The sequence below is a fragment of the Domibacillus sp. F004 genome, assembly GCF_057814295.1.
Map to the genome: position 1 here is coordinate 44,616 of NZ_JBVATB010000008.1, position 24,423 is coordinate 69,038.

Annotated in this window: 21 protein-coding genes; 15 read left to right on the forward strand and 6 right to left on the reverse strand. The window is 41.8% G+C overall.

Annotation, left to right across the window (positions count from 1 at the left end; all coding sequences use genetic code 11):
• Positions 1 to 43 precede the first annotated feature (43 nt).
• Positions 44 to 991 (forward strand): ferrochelatase, encoded by a 948-nt coding sequence (hemH, locus tag ACZYRN_RS16765; protein WP_488912764.1) that lies wholly within the window; start codon positions 44 to 46, stop codon positions 989 to 991.
• 261 nt (positions 992 to 1,252) lie between these two features.
• On the opposite strand, the gene yhfH is transcribed toward hemH, so the two are convergent.
• The gene (yhfH, locus tag ACZYRN_RS16770; protein ID WP_488912765.1) at positions 1,253 to 1,387 is read right to left on the reverse strand and encodes a protein YhfH; all 135 of its coding nucleotides are present in this window, start codon (positions 1,385 to 1,387) and stop codon (positions 1,253 to 1,255) included.
• Between the two features lie 211 nt (positions 1,388 to 1,598).
• Between yhfH and ACZYRN_RS16775 the strand changes: the two genes are divergently transcribed.
• Positions 1,599 to 2,333 carry an MBL fold metallo-hydrolase gene (locus tag ACZYRN_RS16775; RefSeq protein WP_488912766.1) on the forward strand — a complete coding sequence of 245 codons (735 nt, stop codon included), beginning with the start codon at positions 1,599 to 1,601 and terminating at the stop codon, positions 2,331 to 2,333.
• 85 nt (positions 2,334 to 2,418) lie between these two features.
• On the forward strand, positions 2,419 to 2,739 hold the full coding sequence (locus ACZYRN_RS16780) for an AzlC family ABC transporter permease (protein WP_488912767.1): 321 nt from the start codon (positions 2,419 to 2,421) through the stop codon (positions 2,737 to 2,739).
• A 100-nt stretch (positions 2,740 to 2,839) separates the two neighbouring features.
• On the opposite strand, the gene ACZYRN_RS16785 is transcribed toward ACZYRN_RS16780, so the two are convergent.
• Positions 2,840 to 3,073, reverse strand: coding sequence for an IDEAL domain-containing protein (locus ACZYRN_RS16785; protein ID WP_488912768.1), 234 nt, complete (start codon positions 3,071 to 3,073; stop codon positions 2,840 to 2,842).
• Positions 3,074 to 3,241: 168 nt separating this feature from the next.
• On the opposite strand from ACZYRN_RS16785, the gene ACZYRN_RS16790 reads away from it, so the two are divergent.
• The 7 genes from ACZYRN_RS16790 to ACZYRN_RS16820 all read left to right on the forward strand — a co-directional run bounded on the left by ACZYRN_RS16790 (position 3,242) and on the right by ACZYRN_RS16820 (position 15,350).
• A complete protein-coding gene (locus tag ACZYRN_RS16790) occupies positions 3,242 to 3,799 on the forward strand; it encodes a competence protein ComK (protein ID WP_488912769.1) in 558 nt (185 codons plus the stop codon).
• Positions 3,800 to 3,848: 49 nt separating this feature from the next.
• Positions 3,849 to 4,430, forward strand: coding sequence for a TVP38/TMEM64 family protein (locus ACZYRN_RS16795; RefSeq protein WP_488912770.1), 582 nt, complete (start codon positions 3,849 to 3,851; stop codon positions 4,428 to 4,430).
• Positions 4,431 to 4,521: 91 nt separating this feature from the next.
• Positions 4,522 to 8,004 (forward strand): helicase-exonuclease AddAB subunit AddB, encoded by a 3,483-nt coding sequence (gene addB, locus ACZYRN_RS16800; RefSeq protein WP_488912771.1) that lies wholly within the window; start codon positions 4,522 to 4,524, stop codon positions 8,002 to 8,004.
• On the forward strand, positions 7,988 to 11,665 hold the full coding sequence (gene addA / locus ACZYRN_RS16805) for a helicase-exonuclease AddAB subunit AddA (RefSeq protein ID WP_488912772.1): 3,678 nt from the start codon (positions 7,988 to 7,990) through the stop codon (positions 11,663 to 11,665). The genes addB and addA overlap by 17 nt, the downstream gene beginning before the upstream one ends.
• A 60-nt stretch (positions 11,666 to 11,725) precedes the next feature.
• Entirely contained in the window at positions 11,726 to 12,904 is a 1,179-nt protein-coding gene (locus tag ACZYRN_RS16810) for a DUF418 domain-containing protein (protein WP_488912773.1), read from the forward strand.
• A 115-nt stretch (positions 12,905 to 13,019) separates the two neighbouring features.
• Positions 13,020 to 13,367 (forward strand): YisL family protein, encoded by a 348-nt coding sequence (locus tag ACZYRN_RS16815; RefSeq protein ID WP_488912774.1) that lies wholly within the window; start codon positions 13,020 to 13,022, stop codon positions 13,365 to 13,367.
• Positions 13,368 to 13,847: 480 nt separating this feature from the next.
• Positions 13,848 to 15,350 (forward strand): alpha-amylase family glycosyl hydrolase, encoded by a 1,503-nt coding sequence (locus ACZYRN_RS16820; protein ID WP_488912775.1) that lies wholly within the window; start codon positions 13,848 to 13,850, stop codon positions 15,348 to 15,350.
• A gap of 372 nt (positions 15,351 to 15,722) precedes the next feature.
• Here ACZYRN_RS16820 and ACZYRN_RS16825 read toward each other — a convergent pair whose 3' ends face one another.
• Together ACZYRN_RS16825 and ACZYRN_RS16830 are read right to left on the reverse strand one after the other, a co-directional pair.
• Positions 15,723 to 16,613: an aldo/keto reductase gene (locus tag ACZYRN_RS16825; RefSeq protein WP_488912776.1), complete on the reverse strand. Its 891-nt coding sequence runs from the start codon at positions 16,611 to 16,613 to the stop codon at positions 15,723 to 15,725.
• A 24-nt stretch (positions 16,614 to 16,637) separates the two neighbouring features.
• Entirely contained in the window at positions 16,638 to 17,456 is an 819-nt protein-coding gene (locus ACZYRN_RS16830) for a Cof-type HAD-IIB family hydrolase (protein WP_488912777.1), read from the reverse strand.
• Positions 17,457 to 17,601: 145 nt separating this feature from the next.
• Between ACZYRN_RS16830 and ACZYRN_RS16835 the strand changes: the two genes are divergently transcribed.
• Entirely contained in the window at positions 17,602 to 17,910 is a 309-nt protein-coding gene (locus tag ACZYRN_RS16835; RefSeq protein WP_488912778.1) for a metal-sulfur cluster assembly factor, read from the forward strand.
• 41 nt (positions 17,911 to 17,951) lie between these two features.
• Here ACZYRN_RS16835 and ACZYRN_RS16840 read toward each other — a convergent pair whose 3' ends face one another.
• Positions 17,952 to 18,653: a Crp/Fnr family transcriptional regulator gene (locus tag ACZYRN_RS16840; RefSeq protein WP_488912779.1), complete on the reverse strand. Its 702-nt coding sequence runs from the start codon at positions 18,651 to 18,653 to the stop codon at positions 17,952 to 17,954.
• Positions 18,654 to 18,806: 153 nt separating this feature from the next.
• Between ACZYRN_RS16840 and clpB the strand changes: the two genes are divergently transcribed.
• Positions 18,807 to 21,392: an ATP-dependent chaperone ClpB gene (gene clpB / locus ACZYRN_RS16845; protein WP_488912780.1), complete on the forward strand. Its 2,586-nt coding sequence runs from the start codon at positions 18,807 to 18,809 to the stop codon at positions 21,390 to 21,392.
• A gap of 86 nt (positions 21,393 to 21,478) precedes the next feature.
• Here clpB and ACZYRN_RS16850 read toward each other — a convergent pair whose 3' ends face one another.
• Entirely contained in the window at positions 21,479 to 21,664 is a 186-nt protein-coding gene (locus ACZYRN_RS16850; protein WP_488912781.1) for a ComZ family protein, read from the reverse strand.
• A gap of 161 nt (positions 21,665 to 21,825) precedes the next feature.
• Here ACZYRN_RS16850 and ACZYRN_RS16855 point away from each other — a divergent pair, with 161 nt between their 5' ends.
• The 3 genes from ACZYRN_RS16855 (at position 21,826) to fabF (ending at position 24,345) form a co-directional block, all read left to right on the forward strand.
• Positions 21,826 to 22,008 carry a YjzD family protein gene (locus ACZYRN_RS16855; RefSeq protein WP_488912782.1) on the forward strand — a complete coding sequence of 61 codons (183 nt, stop codon included), beginning with the start codon at positions 21,826 to 21,828 and terminating at the stop codon, positions 22,006 to 22,008.
• Positions 22,009 to 22,142: 134 nt separating this feature from the next.
• Entirely contained in the window at positions 22,143 to 23,075 is a 933-nt protein-coding gene (locus ACZYRN_RS16860) for a beta-ketoacyl-ACP synthase III (protein ID WP_488912783.1), read from the forward strand.
• A gap of 28 nt (positions 23,076 to 23,103) precedes the next feature.
• The gene (fabF, locus tag ACZYRN_RS16865) at positions 23,104 to 24,345 is read left to right on the forward strand and encodes a beta-ketoacyl-ACP synthase II (RefSeq protein ID WP_488912784.1); all 1,242 of its coding nucleotides are present in this window, start codon (positions 23,104 to 23,106) and stop codon (positions 24,343 to 24,345) included.
• The last annotated feature ends 78 nt before the right edge of the window (positions 24,346 to 24,423 follow it).

Genomic DNA, 24,423 nt, shown 5'->3' on the forward strand with positions numbered 1-24,423 from the left:
GTCAAAATAAAGAAAATTAAATTAATAATGAGGTGGGGTAGACATGACAAAGAAAAAAATGGGTCTTCTTGTAATGGCGTATGGGACTCCTTATAAAGAAGAAGATATTGAACGATATTACACGCATATTCGTCACGGACGCAAACCATCAGAGGATATGCTTGATGACTTAAAAAGCCGGTACAAGGCGATAGGCGGTATTTCTCCTCTTGCAAAAATTACAGAAGAACAAGCAACGGAACTCGAGGCTTTATTAAACAAAGTACAAGATGAAATTGAATTTAAAATGTATATTGGCTTGAAGCATATTGAACCATTTATTGAAGATGCTATAGGCCAAATGAAAAATGATGGCATTGAAGAAGCTGTATCTATCGTCCTGGCACCACACTTCTCAACGTTCAGCGTAAAGTCCTACAATGATCGTGCAGCGGAAGAGTCCGCAAAAATAGGAGGACCGTCGATTACATCGATTGAAAGCTGGTATCATGAGCCGAAATTTATTCAATACTGGTCAGATAAAATTAAAGAAACGGTTGATTCAATGACAGAAGACGAAAAAGAACATTTTGTTTTAATCGTTTCAGCGCATAGCTTGCCAGAAAAAATTATTGCAGCGGGTGACCCGTATCCCGAACAGTTAAAAGAAACAGCGGATCTTTTAGCAGGTGCTGCAGGCATCAAACATTACGCAGTAGGCTGGCAAAGTGCCGGCAATACACCGGAGCCATGGATTGGTCCCGATGTACAGGATTTAACGCGCGATTTATATAAAACGAATCAATATAAAGCGTTTATATATGTGCCAGCAGGCTTTATAGCAGATCATCTTGAAGTGCTGTATGACAATGACTACGAATGCAAAGTTGTAACGGATGAAGTGGGTGCAGCCTATTATCGTCCAGCTATGCCGAATGCGCGTCCAGAGTTTATTGAAGCGCTCGGGGATATCGTTATGAAACATTTGAAAGAAAACGCCAAAAAACGTTAAAAGACGAATTTTGCAGATAAACTGAAAACTTAAGAGGGAGAGGGAGGCTAAGGATGAGGGTTATACAACTGTTATTTAGCACATGACAACTCTGATCCTCTGATCTTGTTCTGCTCGCTTTCCTGCTGATTAAAAAAGAAAAGGAGCCCAGGTAAAAAAGCGCCGCCTTCTGCGGCAATACCTGTTTCCTGCGGATAGATAAATAGCAAAAAACACCGGGCATCCCTTGCCCGGTGTTTTTTTATGAACTTGATGAATCAATTAAATATCTTTAATGTTTGAGCAAGTCGGACATGTGTTGCTATAACAATCGTGCTGCTCTTCAATTTGTAAACCGCATTTTGCACATTCTTTAGCCGGCAAGTTTTTGAAAAATTCAACGATGCTTTTAATCATGGTTCCCTCTCCCTTGTTATACAACTGTTTTATTTGATAGTTGTATTGTATTATAACAGTATACTCTCGTCAACTGTTTTTTTGAAAAATCTATTTAATTTTTGCAAAAAAGAGAATAAAATAGAATGTAACTTCATATAATTCTATTCGGCTACTTAAAGTAAAAATCGTACTACTTGTTAATGCGGTATGAAAGAAATGGAGATCGAATATGAAAATAACGGTTATTGGCTGTTGGGGTGGTTTTCCAAAGGCAAATGAAGCAAGCAGTGGTTATTTGATTAGCGAAGACGGTTTTCAATTATTGGTCGACTGCGGAAGTGGTGTGTTATCTAAATTGCAAAACTATACAAAGCCTGCAGCGTTGGACGCGGTTATTTTGTCACATTATCATGCCGACCATATTGCGGACATTGGGGTGCTTCAGCATGCGCTGCTCATTGACTCATTTACAATGAAAACGCGTAAGGAGCCGCTCCCTATTTATGGTTATCAAGAAAGTGAAGAATTTAGTACACTTACATATAAAAATATAACAGCAGGTGTAGCTTATCCTCCTGATGAGGAGATTCAAATTGGTCCTTTTAAGGCTACATTTTTGAAAACAAATCATTCAGTTCCTTGTTTCGCTATGCGACTTGAAGCAAATGGTCATACGATCGTGTACACAGCAGATACAGCATACAAAGAAGAAATGATTGACTTTGCAAAGGGAGCAGATATATTGCTTGCAGAAAGCAATTTTTATAAAGGGATGGACGCTGCATCCGCTGGTCATATGACATCAGAGGAAGCAAGTATGGTCGCCCAAAAAGCAGGAGTTCGAACATTGGTCTTAACTCATTTGCCGCATTTTGGCGATATTAACCAATTAAAAGAAGAAGCTGCTCAACTGTTTGAGGGTATAACTGTGCTTGCACGCGAAAATTTGGAGATTGGACTTTAAGCCACAGATCGTGGCTTTTTTCTTATTAATGAAGCAGAAACAAGGCGATTTAATTTGTTGGAAATGAAAGCTGGGAGGAAGAAAAATGGAAGGGTCAGTTTGGAAACGTACTAAATTTCAAGATGGATTGTATAATGGGATTGGTATTGCTATCGGGTATATTCCAGCAGCGCTCACATTTGGTCTGCTAGCAAAAAGTGCATCGCTGTCCTTGATGGAGACGATGTCGCTGAGTGTTTTTGTGTATGCAGGCGCCTCACAGAACATGGCGCTTAATCTAATCGTGATCGGAACAGGCACCTTTGAAATTGTAGCGGCCGCTTTTTTCATTGCTTTTACAGGTGTTAATATTATATTTACCGTACTCGGTTCTATTGGGATTCTAACCATTTTATCGTTGTTATAAAAGAGGGGAAAGACGCGCTTAAAAGCACCCGCATCAATTAGACACGGGGCTTTTTTGTTAAAGTTAAATTATTTGAGGCATTCATTTCGCTTAGAAGAAATTATGAGATATGATAGCTTTGTTCCAACTGTTTTAGTTCACCTGAAAGTGTCATAAACATTGGGCGATCGTCGTTATCAAGAGAATGATCAATTTTATCCATTAAAATTGCTTTTTCTTTTTCGTATAAAATATCCTTAAGAAAGTTATCGATAAACTCACTCATTGCTGTTTTTTCTTTTTCACGGGGCATCGGGGACTTCATCATCTCGGCAAAATAATTATTGTTCTCCATTTTAATCACCTCGGATACCTTTTTTTTATTATATGAGATTTCAAGCAACTAATCAACAGAAAGTTTATAATTTTTAGAAAATTAAATCTTGTGGCAGAAGGGACAAACATAACAGCGGCATGTTACCATAAAAATGTGACAACAATTCAGGTGAAAAGGATGAGCAGGATGACAATAAATCCATTAAAACAGGCTGACAAACTGCTTCTTGTACGATCGGAAACGATGTTGGTAAAACCGGTTCAATTTGGTGAGAGTACGTGGATGTATGAAAGCAATAAGAAACCGGTCTTAATGAACGAGAAATCATTAACAATTGTTCAAAAGAGCTGTCTTCGTCACTTGTCTACTTATGATGGAAGAAGGGAAGCATCAAAGCTGCTGCTCGGTATTAAATCGAAAGTTCCCATTGTGATTGATAACATCGAAGGTATCTATCTCTTCCCCATATCGTCACATTTAAAACCTGACTGTGTCTGGATATCTTTATTTCATGTAAAAGAATTAAAAATTATCGATAAGAAAAAGACAGAAGTGCTGTTTAAAGACGGACAAAAAGTAATCGTGAATGTTTCTATACATGTTGTGTTTAGTCAATTAGCACTGGCAAATGAACTTAAAAAAAGAACGAAAACATTTATGTTCAACGGTGCAATAGAGAAAGTGGAACGCAAAAAATGGGTAAAGGGTAAAAAAAGAATGGTTATTTCGTTTTCTGATGAATAGAAAGGAAATAAGGATACTATTCGTCAATTTGATTGAAAGGATTTAAAGAATGGACTTGAGTGAATGGTTAACAACGGAAAGAATAATGGATTGGATTAATCAATATGAATCATTTGGACCGGTGCCAGGGTTTCTCCTGCCGCTTTTAGAAGCATTTTTACCATTCTTGCCGCTGTTCGCATTTGTTCTTGCTAATGTGAATGCGTTCGGATTGTGGTTCGGCTTTTTCATTTCATGGGGCGGTGCCGTAACCGGTTCATTCATTGTTTTTCTATTAATTCGCAGGTACGGGCGTGAAAAGTTTTTATCCTTTTTGCAAAAAAATAAGCAGATAAGCAAAATGATGAATTGGTTAGACCGGCACGGATTTGCGCCGTTGTTTTTGCTGCTTTGTTTCCCATTTACACCCTCTGCTATTGTGAATATTGTAGCTGGTTTGTCAAGAATTAGCATCGTTCAATATTTGCTTGCCGTGATGGCGGGGAAAACAGTGATGATCTTCATGATCAGCTATGTCGGGTATGATGTGGCTGCGCTTATTCATCAGCCTGGCAGAACCGCTGTAATCGCTAGCGTTATGATCGCTCTCTGGTTTGGCGGCAAACAATTAGAAAAGCGGCTTGAAAAATGAAACACCATATCCTAGATGTGGTTTTTCATTTTTCTTTTGATCGAACGTATGATCTTTGTTATAGTGATGGTAATGAAATGGAGGGATTGGAATGGGGCTGCAATTTGTTATTGGTCGATCTGGTTCTGGAAAGACGGATTGGATGATTTCAGAAATAAAAAAACGTATACTCGATGATCCGGAAGGAAAACCAATTATTTATCTTGTACCGGAGCAAATGTCTTTTTTATCTGAATACGGGCTTGCTGCAGATGAAGAACTTGGCGGAACCATTCGTGCGCAAGTCTACAGCTTTACACGTCTTGCCTGGCGTGTACTGCAGGAAGAAGGCGGGATGAGCAGGCAGCACATTACTCCGGCGGGGCGAAATATTTTAATTAGAAAGATTATAGAAGAACAAAGGGAAGAATTGTCTGTTTTTTCAAAAGCGGCAGATAAAACCGGATTTGTCAGCACAGTCGAAGGGATGCTTACTGAATTCCGGCAATATTTAATCACCCCAGATGATGTAGCAGGGCATCGTAAAAGCGTGCCAGCTGCCCTTGCGGATAAATTAAATGATTTGCAAAAAATTTATACAGAGTTTGATCGGGTACTGGTGGATAAATATACGGATTCTGAAGATTACATGCGCCTTCTTGCTGAAAAGATCGTCCAGTCGGATTACATTCGCGAATCGACTATTTACATAGACGGATTTCACAGTTTTACCCCTCAGGAACATGATGTAATTCGTGTTTTAATGGATATAGCAAAGGATGTAACGATTTCATTGACGATCGATCGGCCGTTCCGGCATGATGATCCGGATGATACTGAATTATTCCGATTAACTGGTCGAACGTATCATGATTTATATGAAAATGCGATTGAAGCAGGCGTCAATATTGAAGAAGATGTCGTCATCCAAGGACATAAGCGACAAAAAAATGAAACATTGATTCATCTTGAAAGGCAGTTTGAAAAACGGCCATCACGTACAAAGGAAAGCAGTTTTGGTTTAACGGTTTTACAGGCGGCAGGAAGGCGGGCAGAGATAGAAGGGGCGGCACGTGAAATTCGTCGTCTCGCGCGTGCAGAAAACTATCGCTATAAACAAATTGCACTCCTTGTCCGTAATGGAGAAGAATACCGATCTATTATTGAAACGGTATTTGATGATTATAATATTCCCTTCTTTATTGATCAGAAGCGGCCTATGCTCAATCATCCGCTTATTGAATTGATCCGTTCATCTCTTGAAGTGATCAGTGGAAACTGGCGGTATGAAGCTATTTTCCGGGCTGTTAAAACTGATTTGCTTTTTCCATTTAATGAACCGCGTGAAGATATGCGCCGCCGCATGGACTTACTTGAAAATTATGTGCTGGCTCATGGTATATACGGCGATCGCTGGACAAACGGAGAAAGATGGACATACCGCCGTTATATGGGGCTTGAATTTACAAGTGTTGCCCAGACGGATGAAGAGCGTGCATTTGAAAATCAGCTAAATGAGATGAAAGAAACGATTTCGGCACCGCTGTATCGTCTGGAAAAGCGGTTAAAACGTGCAAAAAATGCACTTGAGTGTTGTCGAGCTTTATATCAATTTATTGAAGACTTAAATATTCCAGAGAAGATTGAACAGTTATCGATCGAAGCGGAAGAACGGGGAGAGTTAGCAGCAGCTGCCCAGCATAATCAGGCATGGGATGCAGTCATAGGCATGCTTGATGAGTTTGTGGAAGTGGCGGGGGATGAGCAGATGGATGCAAAAAAATTTGCCTCTGTTCTGAATGCAGGTCTTGAAGCACTGGAGTTTTCAATTGTTCCACCGGCGGCAGATCAAGTTATTGTGGCGAACCCTGAGCGATCACGTTTGGCCGGCATTGAAGCGGCTTTTGTTGTTGGCATGAATGATGGTGTTTTTCCGTCTCGTCAAATGGAAGACGGTATTTTAGATGATGAGGAGCGAACAGCACTCATTACCGCAGGGATGAATGTTGCTCCTGGAAGCAAAACAAGACTGCTTGATGAAGAATTCGTTGCGTATCGGACAGTGACGATATCGGCAAGCCGTTTATATATTTCATGGCCAATTGCTGATGCAGAAGGAAAATCATTACAGCCTTCACCGTATATTAAAAGGCTAAAAGAACTTTTCGGAAGTTTAACTGAGCAGCTTTTAGCTAATGATCCGGCTGATTTACAGCCAGAAGAACAACTTGATTATATTGGCCATCCGGAACCGACATTGTCTTATTTAACATCACAGCTTCAATTGAAGAAGCGTGGTTATCCGCTTCACTCATTCTGGTGGGATGCTTACAATGTTTATATGGAAAGTGAAAGTCGGCTTAAACAAAAAGCAGGACTTGTGCTGGACAGCTTATATTATGAAAACAGAACCGATTTGTTAGATCCAGAGACCGGTATTGATTTATATGGCATGGACATGATTGCGAGTGTGTCGCGAATGGAAACGTTCCATTCTTGCCCATTCAGCCATTTTGCAAAACATGGGTTAAAGCTTCATGAACGTTTTGTGTATCGTCTTGAGGCACCGGATATTGGCGACTTGTTTCATGGTGCATTGAAATGGATTGCAGAAGAAGTGGACAAACGTGGAATGAAGTGGCCGGAACTTACACCGGAACAGTGCCGGACCTTTGCAAAAAGTGCAGTGGAAGAGCTTGCACCCAAACTTCAAAACAGAATTTTAATGAGCTCCAATCGTTATTTATACATTCAGCATAAACTCGAACAAATTATTACGAGGGCATCAACGGTACTAAGTAAACAAGCGAAGGTAAGTGGTTTTTCACCACTTGGCATTGAGCTTGCATTTGGACCGCGTTCTGAGTTGCCGCCGCTTGTTTTTCACTTGAAAAATGGTGCACGTATGTCGCTTGCTGGCCGAATTGATCGTGTAGATAAAGCAGAAGGAGATAATGATACGTATTTACGCGTTATTGATTATAAGTCAGGCAGCAGAGATATTGATATGACAGAAATCTATTACGGGTTTGCGATGCAGATGTTAACGTATCTTGATATTGTTTTAACGAATTCGCCCATTTTAACGGGTAAAGAATCACGTCCAGGCGGCGTTCTCTATTTTCACGTGCACAACCCGTATTTAAATACGAAAAAGTTTATGACAATTGAAGAAATTGAAACAGAAATTATGAAAAGTTTTCGTATGAAAGGACTTGTTCTCGGTGAAGATGAAGCAATTCATTTAATGGATGAACAGCTTGAAACCGGAGATTCCCTCCTTATTCCGGCAGGATTTCGAAAGGATGGGACGTTGACTGCCCGATCCAAAACAATAGATGATGATTCATTTGAAACGATGCGGCGTCATGTAAGAAAATTATACAAAGATGCAGGCGATGATATTGTATCCGGAGCAGTTGATATTACACCGTATCGTTACAATAAAAAAACACCTTGTACATTTTGTTCCTACCGGCAAGTATGCCAGTTCGACGATACGTTAGATGAAAACAGCTATCGGTTGATTCGACCGCGCAAAAATGAAGAAATCATTCAAAAGATGAAGGAGAATAACGATGACGGAATTGTCTAATATCCCAAAGAAGCCGACAGATACGCTTTGGACAGATGATCAATGGAAAGCGATTTATGCGAAAGGAAGCGATATTTTAGTCGCCGCCGCAGCGGGTTCCGGGAAAACTGCCGTGCTTGTAGAAAGAATTATTCAAAAGATTATCCGTGAAGAATCGCCTGTTGAAGTGGACGAGCTTCTCGTTGTAACCTTTACAAACGCTGCCGCAGCAGAAATGAGGCATCGGATTGGTGAAGCGCTGGAAAGGGAAATTGAACATGATCCGGCATCGATCCGGCTGCGCCGCCAGCTCCGTCTTTTAAATAAAGCATCGATTTCAACACTGCATTCATTTTGTTTGGAAGTCATTCGGAAATATTATTATATGATCGATATTGATCCATCTTTTCGAATTGCGGACGATACAGAAGCTGTGTTAATCCGTGATGAGGTACTGGAAGATTTGCTTGAAGAGGAATATGGAAAAGAGAACAATGCATCATTTTATCGATTGGTTGATACATTTTCAGGGGACAGAAGCGATACGGAACTGCAAAAAGCGGTTATTCGTCTTTTTGATTTTTCCCGGTCGCACCCAAATCCAGATGAATGGCTTCATCAACTTTCATTTTTATATGAAACAGCCGACTCAATAGATGCTCTTTCCTTTATTGATCCACTGAAAAAAGATATCCGTTTTCAGCTTGAAAGTGCACTGGCACTTTTAGATGAAGGATTGATGATGACAGAATTACCGGGTGGACCTGTACCGCGAGCAGAAAATTTTTTAACAGATGCCGGGATGGTAAAAGCCATCTTACAATGCGAAACGTGGGAAGAAATGTACAATATGTTTCAAACGGTTCGCTTTCCTACACTGAAAATGTGCAAAGGAGACGCCTATGATGAAGGGCTGAAGGAGCGGTCGAAAACGGTTCGAGACAATGCTAAAAAAATGATCATAGAGTTAAAGGATACGTTTTTTGCCCGTAAGCCTGAAAATTGGCTGCGTGATATAGCTGAAATGAAGCCAATTGTAGAAAGGCTTGCCGAGCTCGTTCTAGCTTTTTCAAAGCGATATGAAGCAGTAAAAAGAGAACGAGGTATGACCGATTTTAGTGATCTAGAGCATTATGCACTGTCGATTTTAATGACAAATGGAGAGCCTTCAAAAGCAGCCGAGTCGTATAAACGCCGTTTCAAGGAAGTGCTCGTCGATGAATACCAAGATGTGAACATGGTACAGGAAAAAATCGTCAGCCTTGTTTCGGCAGATGATGAACAAAAAGGCAACTTGTTCATGGTGGGTGACGTGAAACAATCCATCTACCGATTCCGTCTTGCTGAACCGGGTCTGTTTCTTGGGAAATATAAGCGATTCAGCGCAGATGGTTTTGCTTCGGGGCTGAAAATCGGATTGTCGCGTAATTTTAGAAGCCGAAATGAAGTGCTTGACGGGACAAATTATTTGTTTCAGCAAATTATGGGGACAGATGTTGGAGAGATTGAATATGGGCCGGAAGAAGCGCTCGTACCGGGTGCGGGTTATCCAGAGGGCTCTTATCCTGTTGATATCACGTTAATTAGCAGTGAAGGACAGGATGAAATAGCAGAAGAAGACGTTGATCGTGAAGATGCGGAACAGTCACAGATTGAATCGCGGTATATTGCCTCTAAAATAAAAGAGTTAATTGAATCAGGACATCTTGTATATGACTCAAAAACGAAAACAGAGCGGCCGATACAGTACCGGGATATCGTCATATTAATGCGTTCTCTTACATGGGTACCAGAAATAATAGAAGAATTTAAATATGCTGGTATTCCGGTTTACGCGAATACGTCAGGCGGTTATTTTCAAGCAACGGAAATATCCGTCATGCTGTCTTTACTGCAAGTCATTGACAACCCGTATCAAGACATTCCCCTGGCCGCTGTACTGCGGTCACCGATTGTACGTTGCAATGAAAATGAACTCGCATTAATTCGGCTTGCATCAAAAAAAAGCAGTTATTTTGAATCACTGCTGGCTTTTATGGATGACGGAAACAGCGATGCATCTTTAAAAGAAAAAGTAAGTCCGTTTTTAAACTATCTGGAGAAATGGCGTTCCATCGGTCGAAGCGGTGCTTTGTCTGATTTAATTTGGGAGTTATATCGTGATACGCAGTTTTATGCATTTGCGGGCGGAATGCCAGGCGGGAAGCAGCGTCAGGCGAATTTACGCGCTTTATATGATCGGGCTCGCCAATATGAAGAAACGTCTTTCCGAGGTTTGTTCCGTTTTCTTCGTTTTATTGAGCGAATGCGTGAACGGGGCGATGATCTTGGGACGGCCCGTGCGTTGTCGGAGCAGGAAGATGTCGTTCGGATTATGACGATTCATGCAAGTAAAGGGCTTGAATTTCCGGTTGTGTTTATCGCTGCTGCCGGAAGACGGTTTAATATGATGGATTTAAATGGCCGTGTGCTGTTTGATAAAGATTATGGTGTGGCCGTTAAATATATGAATCCTGATAAGCGGGTTGCTTGGCCGTCTCTCATTCAACTTGCATTCCAGAGGAAAAAGAAATTAGAGCTGCTTGCAGAAGAAATGCGTGTTCTTTACGTCGCGATGACCCGTGCGAAAGAAAAATTGTTTATTACCGGTTCTTTAAAAAAGTCCGAAAAAAAAATAGCTAACTGGGTATTAGCAGGCGAAAAGGAATCGATGCTATTAAGCGATGCAGTAAGAGCATCGGCTACGTCTTATATGGACTGGCTTGGCCCTGCGGTAATGCGCCATACGGATCTTGATGGTTCTCATCCGCTATTGGCAGATCATCCGGCTCGTTTCGATTTTTCGATCATTGAATCGGACGCCCTTTTTCTAACCGATGAACAAAAAGAAAAAGTTGAGCAGAATACGTGGCTGGATTATATTAGAAAACGTCAGCCCTATCCGGAACAGTCACCGGAAAAAAGAGATATTGAAGAACGGATGAAGTGGGAATATAGGTTTCCCGAAGCAGTGAGTCTTCATTCGAAACAGTCCGTCTCTGATTTAAAACGAATGAATGATATTTACAGTGACGGAGCTGCAAATGAAGCGGCGAGTGATTATCGTCGTCCTCTGTTTAGACGACCGCGTTTTATGCAGATGAAGCAGTTATCGCCAGCTGAAATTGGAACAGCTGTCCATGCGGTTATGCAGCATGTAAGTCTTAAAAAAGCTCCGGAAGAAGTTGAAGTGGAACGTCTTTTAGAGCAGCTGATTGAAAAAGAGTTATTAACTGTTGAACAAACGGAAGCCATTGATACCGAAATGGTTGCTGCCTTTTTTAAATCAGAACCAGGGAAAATGCTGCTGGCAGCGGATCGTGTCCACCGCGAATTGCCGTTTAACATGGGGGTATCAGCAAGGGAAGCAGGAACCGCAGATTTAGATGAAAAAGTATTAATTCAAGGGGTCATTGACTGTTTATTTGAGTATAAAGGTCAGCTCTATTTGCTTGATTATAAAACTGATGGCATTACAGATCGGTTTGCGGGCGGATTTAAAGAAGCAGAGCCTGTTTTGCGCAAACGATACGACATGCAAATTATGTTGTATGCAAAAGCAATAGAACGTATATGGAAACGGCCAGTGTATAAAAAGTTTGTTTTCTTTATGGATGGTGCACACATCATCGAGTATACGTGAAAATCGCTTTTCTGTTATGATGATGAAAGTCAGATCATAACCCTGGGAGGAGCGTTTTTTTTGCAGTCTTTATCAACAGGAGAACAGCCGCGGATTTTATCGATCGATGTATTAAGAGGACTATCACTTTTCGGTATTTTTCTCATTAATATGTTTTCGTTTCATTCGCCATACTTTTATTACAATCCATATGAATGGTGGAAAACGTCACAAGATTTAACTATTTTTTCTTGGATTGATGTTTTTGTACAGGCTAGTTTTTATCCCCTTTTTGCGATGATGTTTGGTTTTGGCGTGGCGATGCAGTATGCAAAAGCGAGAAAGCATGGAAGATCGTTTACAGGGACGGGTATTCGCCGTTTTACTTTTTTGCTGCTGATTGGGCTCGTTCATGCTTTCTTCATCTGGCCGGGCGATATATTATTCAATTATGCAGTATGCGGGTTTCTTCTATTGCCTTTTTTACGTTTTTCTGGCCGTAAGCTGCTTATTGCCGGTCTCGTTCTTTTGTTTTTGCCAGCCGTTTTATTAAGCACGATGCTTATGCTGGCTGCTTATGCAGATCCATATAATGCTTCGTATTGGACAGATATTGGGTCTGTCTCACAATCGATTGCCGCTTATGGAAGCGGGTCGTATATGGAAATTACGGCACAGCGTATACACGACTGGATGAATGTAAACCTGGTAGACGGCGGATTTTTATTCCAGCTAATTTCAATTTTTCCGCTTTTAATCATTGGTGCAGGTGCGCATAAATTGAATGTCATTGACAAATGGACTACTTATCCGAAGAAAACGGCATTCACTTTTGTTGTGTTCTTTCTTGCCGGCCTTTTGTTAAAAGGGCTCCCACTTGTTCTTGACCGCAATAATATCGCTTATATGTACGTGCAAGATTCGATTGGCGGTCCGATATTAGCCATAGGTTATGCAATCCTCATTGTTTTATTGTGCACATTTCAATGGCCGCAAAAAATGCTGAAACCTTTTGCTGCTGCAGGGAAAATGTCATTGACTAATTATTTAATGCAGTCTATTATCGGAACACTTATTTTTTATCATTACGGCCTTGGTTATTACGGTCAAATAACCATTTTAACGAGCGTGTGGATTTGTTTGACTATTTTTGCTGTACAAGTGATTGTCTCTAATTTGTGGCTGAATCGATTTAAGAGGGGACCGATAGAGTCACTTTGGCGTACTGTTACATATGGAAGAAAAGGACAAAAAGGGTGAGTTAGATTCAGCCTTCTTCATCAAGGAATTGAATATTATGAAAGGTGTCGGGACTTTGACAAATAAAGTTCAATGATTATGTGGTAAGATAATAGTGCAAAAAGGAGGGGAAATTATGGATTTTTTAACATCATCAACACATGTGCACATTACAACATGGGTCGTAGCCATTATTTTGTTTTTTATCGCACTAGGCAAACCATCTAAAGGTTTGCAGATGGGGCTGCGTTTGTTTTATGTGCTCATCTTAATCACCGGATTCATGCTGTTTGTAACATTTGACAGCTTAAATCCAATGCTTTATGGACTCAAAATGCTCGGCGGCCTTTTAACAATCGGCTTAATGGAAATGACACTTGTCCGTAAAAAGAAAGGCAAAGGAAATGGCGGTGTATTAGCGGGAGCTATCGTCGTGCTCCTTATTACCATTATTCTCGGTTTTGCACTTCCGGGAATTGCTTAAAAAGAGATTACCAGTTTCGATGAAAAAGCTGCATGCTCATTTAAAAGTGCAGCTTTTTTAGTTTTTTAAAATAAAGGCTCTCTTATAGCACGTTGTTGACATTTGGCTCATCGGACTAGAGTAACCTTCCAAGCTAGGACGCAATGAGCCAGAAATCGTTCATCAACAATATTGTTTAATAGAGCTTAAATAAAAAGGAGCGAATCGCGTGTTCCCTGTTTTATTATGGCTGCTTTTAATCATTTTGTTTATCTACACAGTGCGGGCTGTGTCAATTCATCTATCACCGTCTAAAACAAGGATCTCTTCTACACCTCCTCTAACTGAAAAAGAAAACATGGACAAATAGCCGTCTTTTCCAAAAAGGAAGAGACGTTTTTTTGTCCGTTTTTTGAACAATCTCAACAACGTTTGACGCAAAGTAGTAAAAAGCGTACTCTAAAGGTTAGCATTACCACTTTGACGCAGGGGGAAAAGGCAGTGAAAAGACGATTATTTTCGCTCGTCATGATCCCGCTTCTCCTTTTTTCTGGAAGCACTGTATTAGCAGAAGAAAAAAGCGAGGAATGGCATGATGAAACGATGTATTTTTTAATGACAGACCGTTTTATGAATGGGGATTCTACGAATAATGAGCAAGTGAACAATGAAGATCCATCTGCTTATCAAGGTGGAGATTTCAAAGGTATAGAAGAAAAGCTTGATTATTTAGAGAAACTAGGGATCACATCGATTGTCATTTCGCCTGTTTTTGAAAATGAGGCAGGAGCCTATCATGGCTACAGTATTACCGATTATAGCAAGATGAATGAGCAGTTCGGATCGAAAAAAGAATTGCAGCATCTCGTCCAAAAGGCGCATAAATTGGATATTCGGATTCTTGTTGATTTTCCGGCAACGCGTGTAAGTACAGAGCATGTGTGGGCAGGTGATCCGGCCAAAGAGGATTGGTTCGTCTCGCTCTCAAGCGAACAGGAGCCAAATTGGCTTGGAAATATGGCTGAGATTAATACAGCGAATGCAGACGTGCAAAATGCGCTTATTAATGCAGCAGTTGAGCTTGCCGATGATACGGGCATTGACGGGTACTTTTTTAGTAATGCATCTGGTGCTGATCCTTCTTTCTGGAAAGCTTTTGATGAGAAATTACCAGCTCTTCACTTAATTGGTGAAATGAATGATGTGACGCCTGAAAAAGCAGCTGCTTATGAAGAAGCAGGTTTTGATTTTTTGACAGCTGCTTGGATGCAGGAGCCTCTTCGCAAGCAGTTTGCGACAGTTGACCGTTCTTCAGAAGAAGTGAAAGAGCTGTTGCTTAAAGAGCAGACTGTGTTTAAAGATCCGTTGAAGATGATTCATGCAGTAGATTCTGTATTAACAGACCGCTTTACGCTTGATATGGCGAATGAAAATATGTTCCCTGGTGCACGTTGGAAAATGGCGTTGACGTATATGTATACGACACCGGGGACACCAGCTATTTTTTACGGTTCAGAAATTGCACAAAATGGAGAAGCCGGTGTTGAGGCACATGGATTAATGGATTTCCGGACGGATCAAGAGCTCGCAGACTACATTAAGCAGATTGCTAAACTGCGTGCCGACTTGCCTGCGCTGCAGCGCGGTTCGTACGAGTCACTATATGAACAAGAGGGTCTATCTGTATTTAAACGGCAATATGAAGATGAGACATTAATTGTGGCGATTAACAATACAGGCGAAACACAAAAAGTAGCGATTCCTGTAGATGAACTTGATTCTAAAAAAGAATTGCGCGGACTGTTAGCGGGTGATATGTCACGCGCTGCAGACGGAGAATTCACCATTATATTAGATCGTGAAGAAGCAGAAGTTTATGCACTTGCGGAAAAGACAGGAATTAATTACGCTTTTGTTGGCGCAATGATCACTGTTTATGTAACCTTTATGATTTTCCTATATGCTGTCTGGAAACGTGGGAAACGTGCAACAAGTAAGAAATAAAGTGAAACTTCATTCAGTGGGGGTTTAGGCCCATAGGATGTGGGTCATGCAGACGTTGTCATGCAGACGTTGTCACAGGACGTGACGGGTTTAGTCTGCGTTCAGCTAGCCCCACTGAATAAAAGAGGAACTCAGGTAAAGAGCGCCGCGTCCTGCGGCAATACCTGAGTGACCAGGCTCAGCCTGGCCCGAACCAATCGGGCTTTTACGGGCAGTTGATCCCTAACGAAGCCTTCTTTTCTTTTCTTAATCTTGAAGTGGGGTCTTACTGCCCGTTAATGCGGGATAAATAAAAGAGCTGTCCCAAGAGTCAGGGAATAACTGATCTAAGGGGCAGCTCTTTTGTTGTTTGAAAAGATAGAATAGTATTGATTAAGGGACGGCATGGCCCATAGAACTTTGTAAAATAGAAAACCACTGTTCATGATTGAGTGATAGATCAAGTGATTTTACAGCAGCATCAATCCGTTCTTTTTTGCCTGAACCAATAATTGGCATAATATGTGCTGGATGACGAAGAAGCCATGCGTAAAGGACTTCGTCTATTCCGTCTGCCCCGATGTCATGAGCGATTTTTTGAAGAGTTTGACGAAGTCTAATGGCTTTTTCGTCGGTACCGTTAAATATAGAACCGCCTGCCAGCGGCGACCAAGCCATTGGCGCAATTCGTTTTTCCTGACATAAATGAAGAGTGCCATCTTCGAAGTTTTCCAGATGATAGGCCGATAATTCTAATTGATTCGTGACGAGCGGGAACGCCATGTGGGATTCAAGCATACGCCATTGATGAACTTTAAAATTAGATACACCAAACTGGCGCACTTTTCCTGTTTCTTTTAACTGAACGAATGCATCGGCTGTTTCATGAGGATCCATAAACGGATCCGGTCGATGAATAAGCAGCAAATCAATATAGTCGGTACGCAAGTTGCGCAATGACTGCTCAACCGATGCGATAATATGCGATTTTATCGTATTGTAATGTTTAGGGCGATGTTCAGAAGGCAAAACGATGCCGCATTTCGTGACGAGTTCCATTTGATAACGCAATGACGGTTTTTCATTTAGTGCGTCGCCAAATAGTTTTTCACATGTATAACCTCCATAAATATCAGCATGATCAAATGTCGTAATGCCGCGTTCCATTGCGTGTTCAATTAAATCAAGTGTTTTATTAGTGGGAAATTGCCAATCGGCAAGCCGCCATGACCCGTGAATAAATCGGGAAAATGACAGATCATCTGTTAATTGAATGCGTTCCATTATAACCATCCTTCTATACTCAGTTTAAGCGTGTATGTTTAATGATAACCGCTCTTCTAGAAAAAGGGCGATGCCATCGTCTTCATTGGAAGCAGTCGTTTCATTCGCAATCGATTTTAATTCCTTAATTCCATTGCCCATTGCGACCCCGATACCGGCAAAATCGATCATTTCTAAGTCATTGTCTTCATCGCCGAAAGCAATAATGCGTTCTGGTGGAATGCCTATCCAGTCGGATACGCGTTTTAAGCCAACCGCTTTGCTTATGCCGCTTTTAATGATTTCAATGACGTGCCATGGAGGAGACCAACGCCGGTGATCGATTACTTCCGCATGAACATCGTTTAAATGCCGGCGTATTTCTGGCACTTGTTCTTCTGTCGCATGAATGAGCATACTCGTTGGATGATCAGTTAGCATACTGCGCAAATCACCGGTTGTAATGCCGGCGTTGCTCATTTCAAATAGATCGATGAGCTTTTGATCGTGATGATGGAAATAAACATTATCGAGTACTTCAGCAATAATATTATGGAAGGTGAATGATTGGCACGCTTCCACAATATCGACAGCTGTTTTTAAGTCCATCGGCTCATGGAACATCCCCCATTTAGCATTACCAGGATGGTGAACGAATGCACCATTAAAGTTAACGATAGGTGTTTTTAATCCAAGCTCGCTATAGTAGGGAACACTGGAGCGAAATGGCCGGCCCGTTGCAATCATCACTTCATGACCTTGCTCCATTGCTGTATGAATGGTTTGCTTTGTTCGGGAAGAAATCGTTTTTTCATCCGTTAATAATGTTCCATCGAGATCAAGTACAATTAAATGTTTCTCCATTCTGCATCTCTCTCTCCTTTACCCGTTTCTTCTTTTAAGTGTAGAGGGTGGGGGCCATATTTGTAAAGAGGCAGGCTTTTTGTTTATTTGTATGTATGTCTGTTATGATAGGGAAAGATGAAAAAAAGGAAGGAGTGTTTTCAGTATGGATCAAGATTTAAAAGAAAATATTATGGGCGCACTTGAGCAGGTGGTCGATCCAGAACTCGGCATTGATATTGTCAATCTAGGGCTCGTCTATGATGTAGATATGGACGAGGAAGGAAAAACAACCATTACGATGACGTTGACGTCAATGGGCTGCCCGCTTGCCGGCGTTATCGTCGATCAAGTAAAAGCCGCGCTTGCTGATATTCCAGAAGTAAAAGAAGTGGATGCGAACATTGTGTGGACGCCTGTCTGGTCACGGGACATGATGTCACGCTATGCAAAAATTGCTTTAGGCATCCAGTAAAAAAGATGGAGGGTTCCAATACATGGGAACCTCCATCTTTTTTAATCAATTTGACATCTATCGATCGGACAATGTTCACAGTTGATTTCCTTTTTTAAATAATCAATGTCGCATATTGTGATACGGTTACGATTCATTTTAATGATGCCGTCTTTTCTCAGTTCCGAAAGCAGCCGGTTCACGACTTCCCGTGACGTGCCGCATAAATTTGCCATTTCTTGGTTTGTTAATGACACATTTAGTTTCAGACCCTCTTCTGATTTTTCCCCGAACGTGTTGCTCATCCGTATCAAGGTTGAATAAACTCCCCCTCTTTTTCCGTTTAAGATAAGATCCCGAAGCTTTGACTGTGTCCGTAAATGGTCGTTATGCGAATAGCGAAGCCATTCCACCATTAATTCGGTTTTGGATGATAATATGGATTCTAGTTTATAGCGGGGGATGACAAGTGCTTCACCAGATTCGATCGCTTTGGCATTCATCGTATAATTCGTCTCTTCTTCAAACAATGCCATTTCAATCAGCATATCCTTGGCTTTTGAAATCCGAATGGTTAATTCGCGTCCATCCGGCATGACTTTGCCAATTTGTATTTTGCCGGATTGCAGCCAGAAAATGTTAGAGGCAGGTTCCCCTTCTTGAAACAAATAAGCTCCCTTTTTAAACGAACGTACATTTCGCTTTTCTGTAAATAAAGCTTCTATTGTACGTGAAAGCAATGGATTAAATGTCAATCGAATCATCCCTTCTTTTCTCCTATTGTAAAGATGTTAAGTGGGGATAACAACTAGTTATTTGTAAGTAGAGAGTAAAGTTTTCAGCTCTTTTTCTTTGCGAAAAGAAAACGAATGAATTAAAATAAATGAAAGGTCAAAAAAGGTCAAGGGGGTTTTGGGATGAATATGGACAATATGACGTATACGATGCAAGAAGCATTGGCTGCAGCCCAGCAAAGCGCCGTTGAACGAAATCATTCTGACGTGGACACCGTACACATGATGTTGGCACTTGCCTCAAAAGAAGCCGGATTGTTTACCCGAATTCTCGAGCGTGCAGGATTGAAAAAAGCGGTATTGCTCCGTGTCCTGCAGCAAGCGATTCAAACAAAACCGGTTGTTTCTGGAGATGCACAGTACGGTGCTTATTTGTCCAGTGGATTGAACGGATGGTTTCAAAAAGCGGTAAACGTTCAAAAAGAGTTTCAGGATGTGTATTTATCCGTTGAACATATGGCTGCATCGATTTTTTCAGCAGGCAAAGTAATTGTAGATGTTTTAAAAAAAGAAAATGTGACGGAGAAGGCCATTTTAAATGTCATTCAAGAGATTAGGGGGAATGAAAAAGTGACAACACAAAATCCAGAGGCAGGCTATGAGGCATTAGCAAAGTATGGCCGTGATTTAGTTGAGGAAGTGCGCGCGGGGAAAATTGATCCAGTCATTGGCCGTGATGATGAAATTCGGCATGTGATTCGGATTTTGTCGCGGAAAACGAAAAACAATCCAGTATTAATTGGAGAGCCGGGGACAGGAAAGACCGCTATTGTAGAAGGTCTAGCCTGGCGGATTGTCCGTAAAGATGTCCCGGATGGGTTAAAAGATAAAACAATTTTTTCGCTTGATATGAGTTCACTTATCGCAGGTGCGAAGTTTCGTGGGGAGTTTGAAGAACGGCTGCAAGCTGTGTTAAATGAAGTAAAGAAAAGCGACGGTAATATTTTATTGTTTATTGATGAAATTCATACAATTGTCGGTGCGGGTAAAACAGAAGGATCGATGGATGCCGGCAATATGCTCAAGCCGATGCTGGCACGAGGAGAGCTTCATTGTATTGGTGCAACGACACTGGATGAACATCGTCAATATATTGAAAAAGATGCGGCATTGGAGCGGCGTTTTCAGCCTGTACTCGTGTCAGAACCGACAATTGAAGATACCATTTCGATATTGCGCGGCTTGAAAGAACGGTTTGAAATTCATCATGGAGTCAATATTCATGACCGGGCACTTGTGGCGGCTGCAACATTATCCAATCGCTACATTACAGATCGTTTTTTACCGGACAAAGCCATTGACTTAATGGATGAAGCGTGCGCGATGATCCGAACAGAAATTGATTCGATGCCGACGGAACTTGATGCCGTGATGAGACGTGTTATGCAGCTTGAAATTGAAGAAGCGGCACTGCGAAAGGAAAAAGATGCGGAAAGTGCGGCGCGTCTTGTTCACATTCAAAAAGAGTTATCCAAATTAAAGGAACAGGCGGCTTCAATGAAAGCCCAATGGATGGATGAGAAAGAAGCGATTATGCACGTGAAAGAGAAACGGGGCGAACTCGACCGTCTCCGCCGTGAGCTGGAAGACGCGGAAAGCCGTTATGATTTAAATCGAGCAGCTGAGCTCCGTCACGGACAAATTCCTGCTGTCGAGAAAGAATTAGCTGGACTGGAAGCGGACGCTGCAGATGAAAAAGAGAACCGACTTCTTCGTGAAGAAGTGACAGAGGAAGAAATTGCCTCAATTGTAGCGCGCTGGACAGGTATTCCAGTGACGAAACTGGTAGAAGGCGAGCGGGAAAAATTGTTGCGTCTTGAAGAAATTTTACATGAGCGGGTAATCGGGCAGGATGAAGCTGTATCACTTGTCAGTGATGCGGTATTGCGGGCACGAGCTGGCATTAAAGACCCGAATCGTCCAATTGGTTCTTTCTTATTTCTCGGGCCAACCGGTGTTGGGAAAACGGAGCTGGCGAAGACACTTGCCGATGTGTTATTTGACAGCGAAGAGCAGATGATTCGTCTTGATATGTCCGAATATATGGAGAAACATTCTGTATCAAGGCTTGTTGGAGCACCTCCAGGGTATGTTGGATATGAAGAAGGCGGTCAGCTGACAGAAGCCGTTCGCCGCCGTCCATATTCTGTTGTACTGCTGGATGAAGTGGAGAAAGCACATCCGGATGTGTTTAATATTCTATTGCAAATACTTGATGATGGCCGGATTACCGATTCCCAAGGGCGCATGGTTGACTGTAAAAATACCGTGTTTATTATGACATCTAATATCGGCTCTTCTTATTTGCTTGAAATGGGAGGCGAAGGAGAAATCCCAGAAGAAGCAAAAAATAATGTGATGATGCAGCTGCGTGCTCATTTCCGGCCGGAGTTTTTGAACCGGGTTGATGATATCGTCCTATTCAAGCCGCTTACACGCAATAATTTAAAAGGCATTGCAAGTAAAATTTTAGCTAGTTTGGATGATCGTTTAGCAGATCGGGGCATTACTCTCTCTATTACAGATGAGGCAAAAGACATCATTGTAGAAGAAGGATACGATCCCGTCTTTGGTGCCCGCCCGTTGAAACGATTCATTCAACGGCAAATTGAAACAAAAGTAGCCCGTGCGATTATTGCAGGAGAAATTTTGCCAGGTACAACAGCAATTGTCGATGCAAAAGAAGGTGAACTCGTAGTTAGGAAGTAAGTGGTTGCAAAAGGGAGACAATTGAGCAGAAACAACATTCAACGATATAAAAAGTGGTGCCGTAGGATGGACGGCACCACTTTTTCTTATTTTTCCGTTAGGGCGTCTTTTTTGCCGAGCTCATATGCTTCTTGCATGACACCCATAAATAAGCCAAAAAAGGGTTCTGCCATTGCAGGAGAAAACTCAATACCGGCTTCCTTCATTTTTTCCTGTGCATCTGGTAAATAGTTCATGGCAATTTGCATAAATTCCATCTGTTTGTTATTCATCGTATGATCTCCCTTTTACCCAGGCAATTGCCTAGTTTCTTTTCTTTTTATTTTACTGCAAAAATCGTCAAGAAAAAGAAAAACTTTTTCATGCTGCTGATCCCGTAATATGCTAAGATTATGAACAGAGTACATAAATGTAAGATGAAGGAGGTTTACACATGCAATATATTATGACATTTGTTTGGACACTTGTCTTGTCTGAAATGGTTGTATACGTTGTGTCATCAATGAACGGTGTTCCGTTTCACGTTGAAACAGGCGTTTTGATCGCCATTGTTGCCACGATTTTGTTGTTTATTTTGACAACACTAATTCCAAACGATCCTATTGAGAAACATTAATACAAGAAAGCGGGTTCCTAGTAACAGGAGCCCGCTTTTATTTTTTAGTTGCAATCACGATTCGTTTTCAGTAAAATTAGGACCAAGTCTTAATAATTGATATTACAAATGTATGTGAAAGAGGGTGCGTGTTGATGAACGCTGGAATATGGGGAATGGGCAGATACATTCCAGAAAACGTGGTAACGAATGCCGATCTGGAAAAAAAGATGGATACGTCAGATGAGTGGATTCGCACGCGTACAGGTATTGAAGAACGCCGTATTGCTGGAGATGATATCGACACGTCTTACATGGCGATGAAAGCAGCGCAAAAAGCAATTGAGAACGCAGGGATTCATCCAGAAGAAATTGATCTTATTATTACAGCAACGGTGACACCGGATCATCGTTTTCCTTCTGTATCCTGTTTAATTCAACACGAAATTGGTGCGGTGAATGCAGCGGCAATGGATATAAGTGCGGCGTGCGCCGGATTTATGTATGCTATTATTACAGGAAAACAGTTTGTGGAAACAGGCACGTATAAACATGTTCTCGTTATCGGTGCAGAAAAACTATCAAAATCGGTTGATTGGGAAGACCGTAATACAGCCGTTTTATTCGGAGATGGCGCTGGAGCAGCCATTCTCGGGCCGGTTGCAGATGGACGGGGCATTCTTTCATTTGAACTCGGTGCAGATGGACGGGGCGCCAAGCATTTATATCAGGATGAGTATGTCAAGATGAATGGGCGTGAAGTGTTTAAATTTGCTGTTCGTCAAATGGGTGAATCAGCGATTAATGTGCTTGAGAAAGCGGGTTTAACAAAAGATGATGTTGACTTTTTAATGCCCCATCAGGCAAACATTCGCATTATGGAATCATCCCGCGAACGTCTTGGACTGCCGCTAGAAAAAATGTCGGTAACGATCAATCAATTTGGCAATACATCATCTGCATCGATTCCGATCACGTTTGTAGAAGAACTGGAGAAGGGGAAGATTAAAGAAGATGATGTTATCGTGATGGTCGGTTTTGGCGGAGGGTTAACGTGGGGCGCCATTGCGATGAAATGGGGACGCTAATAGCAGATTACAAAAAGAGGTGGAAAATGTGGAAAAGCGAAGAGTAGTCATTACCGGTCTCGGCATTGTCTCACCGGTTGGAAGTACGATAGAAGAAGCATGGGACAGTGTTATAACAGGAAAAAGCGGGGTCAAGCCGTTAACCCGTTTAAATGCAGACAATTATCCTGCAAAAGTAGCGGCGGAAATTAGAGATTTTGATCCCGAACAATTTATGGAGAAAAAAGAAGCACGTAAAATGGATCGCTTCACTCAATATGCCGTTGCAGCAGCAAAAATGGCGGTCGCGGATGCGAATCTTAATATTAACGATGAAAATGCGCCACGAATCGGTGTCTGGATCGGTTCGGGTATTGGGGGAATGGAAACATTTGAAAACCAATACAGAATATTTTTAGAGCGCGGCTATCGCCGGGTCAGTCCGTTTTTTGTGCCGATGATCATTCCTGATATGGCAGCAGGACAGGTATCCATTTATTTGGGTGCAAAAGGAGTGAACTCCTGTACTGTAACGGCATGTGCAACGGGTACAAACTCCATTGGAGATGCGTTTAAAGTGATTCAACGCGGTGATGCAGATGCGATGATTTCAGGTGGTGCCGAAGCTCCGATTACTGAAATGTCAGTAGCTGGTTTTTGTGCGAATACGGCACTCTCAAACAATCCGGATCCGGCAACGGCAAGTCGTCCTTTCGATGCAAACCGCGATGGATTTGTTATTGGCGAAGGGGCAGGTATTGTCGTTCTTGAAGAATTGGAGCATGCTAAAAAACGCGGTGCGGCCATTTATGCGGAAATCGTCGGATATGGTTCGACGGGTGATGCTTATCATATTACAGCACCGGCACCGGAGGGTGAAGGTGGAGCACGTGCTATGCAAATGGCTATTGATGATGCAGGGTTTGCACCAGAAGACATTGATTACATTAATGCACACGGTACAAGCACGCCATACAATGATAAGTTCGAAACGGCTGCCATTAAATCGGTTTTCGGTGATCATGCACGAAAACTTTCGATCAGCTCTACCAAATCAATGACAGGGCATATGCTCGGTGCCGCAGGTGGAGTAGAAGCGATTTTTACCGCGCTCACTATTAAAAATAATCATATACCGCCGACGATTAATTTAGCCAACCCCGATCCAGAATGTGATCTTGATTACGTACCGAATGAAGCACGAAAGCAAGAAGTGCGTTCTGCGCTGAGCAATTCACTTGGATTTGGCGGCCACAATGCGACGATCGTGTTAACCGAATATAACGATTAATTTTAAAACAGGCTGCGGCCTGTTTTTTTTGTTTCGCTGCTGCATATAGATGTAGGACAAGCAGCGAGGATGTGATCA

Bases quoted from the DNA above. Each gene is read 5' to 3' on its own strand.
- clpB (WP_488912780.1), top strand. From the start codon at position 18,807: ATGAATATGGACAATATGACGTATACGATGCAAGAAGCATTGGCTGCA.
- ACZYRN_RS16855 (WP_488912782.1), top strand. From the start codon at position 21,826: ATGCAATATATTATGACATTTGTTTGGACACTTGTCTTGTCTGAAATG.
- ACZYRN_RS16790 (WP_488912769.1), top strand. From the start codon at position 3,242: ATGACAATAAATCCATTAAAACAGGCTGACAAACTGCTTCTTGTACGA.
- ACZYRN_RS16835 (WP_488912778.1), top strand. From the start codon at position 17,602: ATGGATCAAGATTTAAAAGAAAATATTATGGGCGCACTTGAGCAGGTG.
- ACZYRN_RS16825 (WP_488912776.1), bottom strand. From the start codon at position 16,613: ATGGAACGCATTCAATTAACAGATGATCTGTCATTTTCCCGATTTATT.
- ACZYRN_RS16775 (WP_488912766.1), top strand. From the start codon at position 1,599: ATGAAAATAACGGTTATTGGCTGTTGGGGTGGTTTTCCAAAGGCAAAT.
- ACZYRN_RS16795 (WP_488912770.1), top strand. From the start codon at position 3,849: ATGGACTTGAGTGAATGGTTAACAACGGAAAGAATAATGGATTGGATT.
- ACZYRN_RS16815 (WP_488912774.1), top strand. From the start codon at position 13,020: ATGGATTTTTTAACATCATCAACACATGTGCACATTACAACATGGGTC.
- addA (WP_488912772.1), top strand. From the start codon at position 7,988: ATGACGGAATTGTCTAATATCCCAAAGAAGCCGACAGATACGCTTTGG.
- addB (WP_488912771.1), top strand. From the start codon at position 4,522: ATGGGGCTGCAATTTGTTATTGGTCGATCTGGTTCTGGAAAGACGGAT.
- ACZYRN_RS16840 (WP_488912779.1), bottom strand. From the start codon at position 18,653: ATGATTCGATTGACATTTAATCCATTGCTTTCACGTACAATAGAAGCT.
- ACZYRN_RS16830 (WP_488912777.1), bottom strand. From the start codon at position 17,456: ATGGAGAAACATTTAATTGTACTTGATCTCGATGGAACATTATTAACG.
- ACZYRN_RS16850 (WP_488912781.1), bottom strand. From the start codon at position 21,664: ATGAATAACAAACAGATGGAATTTATGCAAATTGCCATGAACTATTTA.
- hemH (WP_488912764.1), top strand. From the start codon at position 44: ATGACAAAGAAAAAAATGGGTCTTCTTGTAATGGCGTATGGGACTCCT.
- ACZYRN_RS16780 (WP_488912767.1), top strand. From the start codon at position 2,419: ATGGAAGGGTCAGTTTGGAAACGTACTAAATTTCAAGATGGATTGTAT.
- yhfH (WP_488912765.1), bottom strand. From the start codon at position 1,387: ATGATTAAAAGCATCGTTGAATTTTTCAAAAACTTGCCGGCTAAAGAA.
- ACZYRN_RS16860 (WP_488912783.1), top strand. From the start codon at position 22,143: ATGAACGCTGGAATATGGGGAATGGGCAGATACATTCCAGAAAACGTG.
- ACZYRN_RS16785 (WP_488912768.1), bottom strand. From the start codon at position 3,073: ATGGAGAACAATAATTATTTTGCCGAGATGATGAAGTCCCCGATGCCC.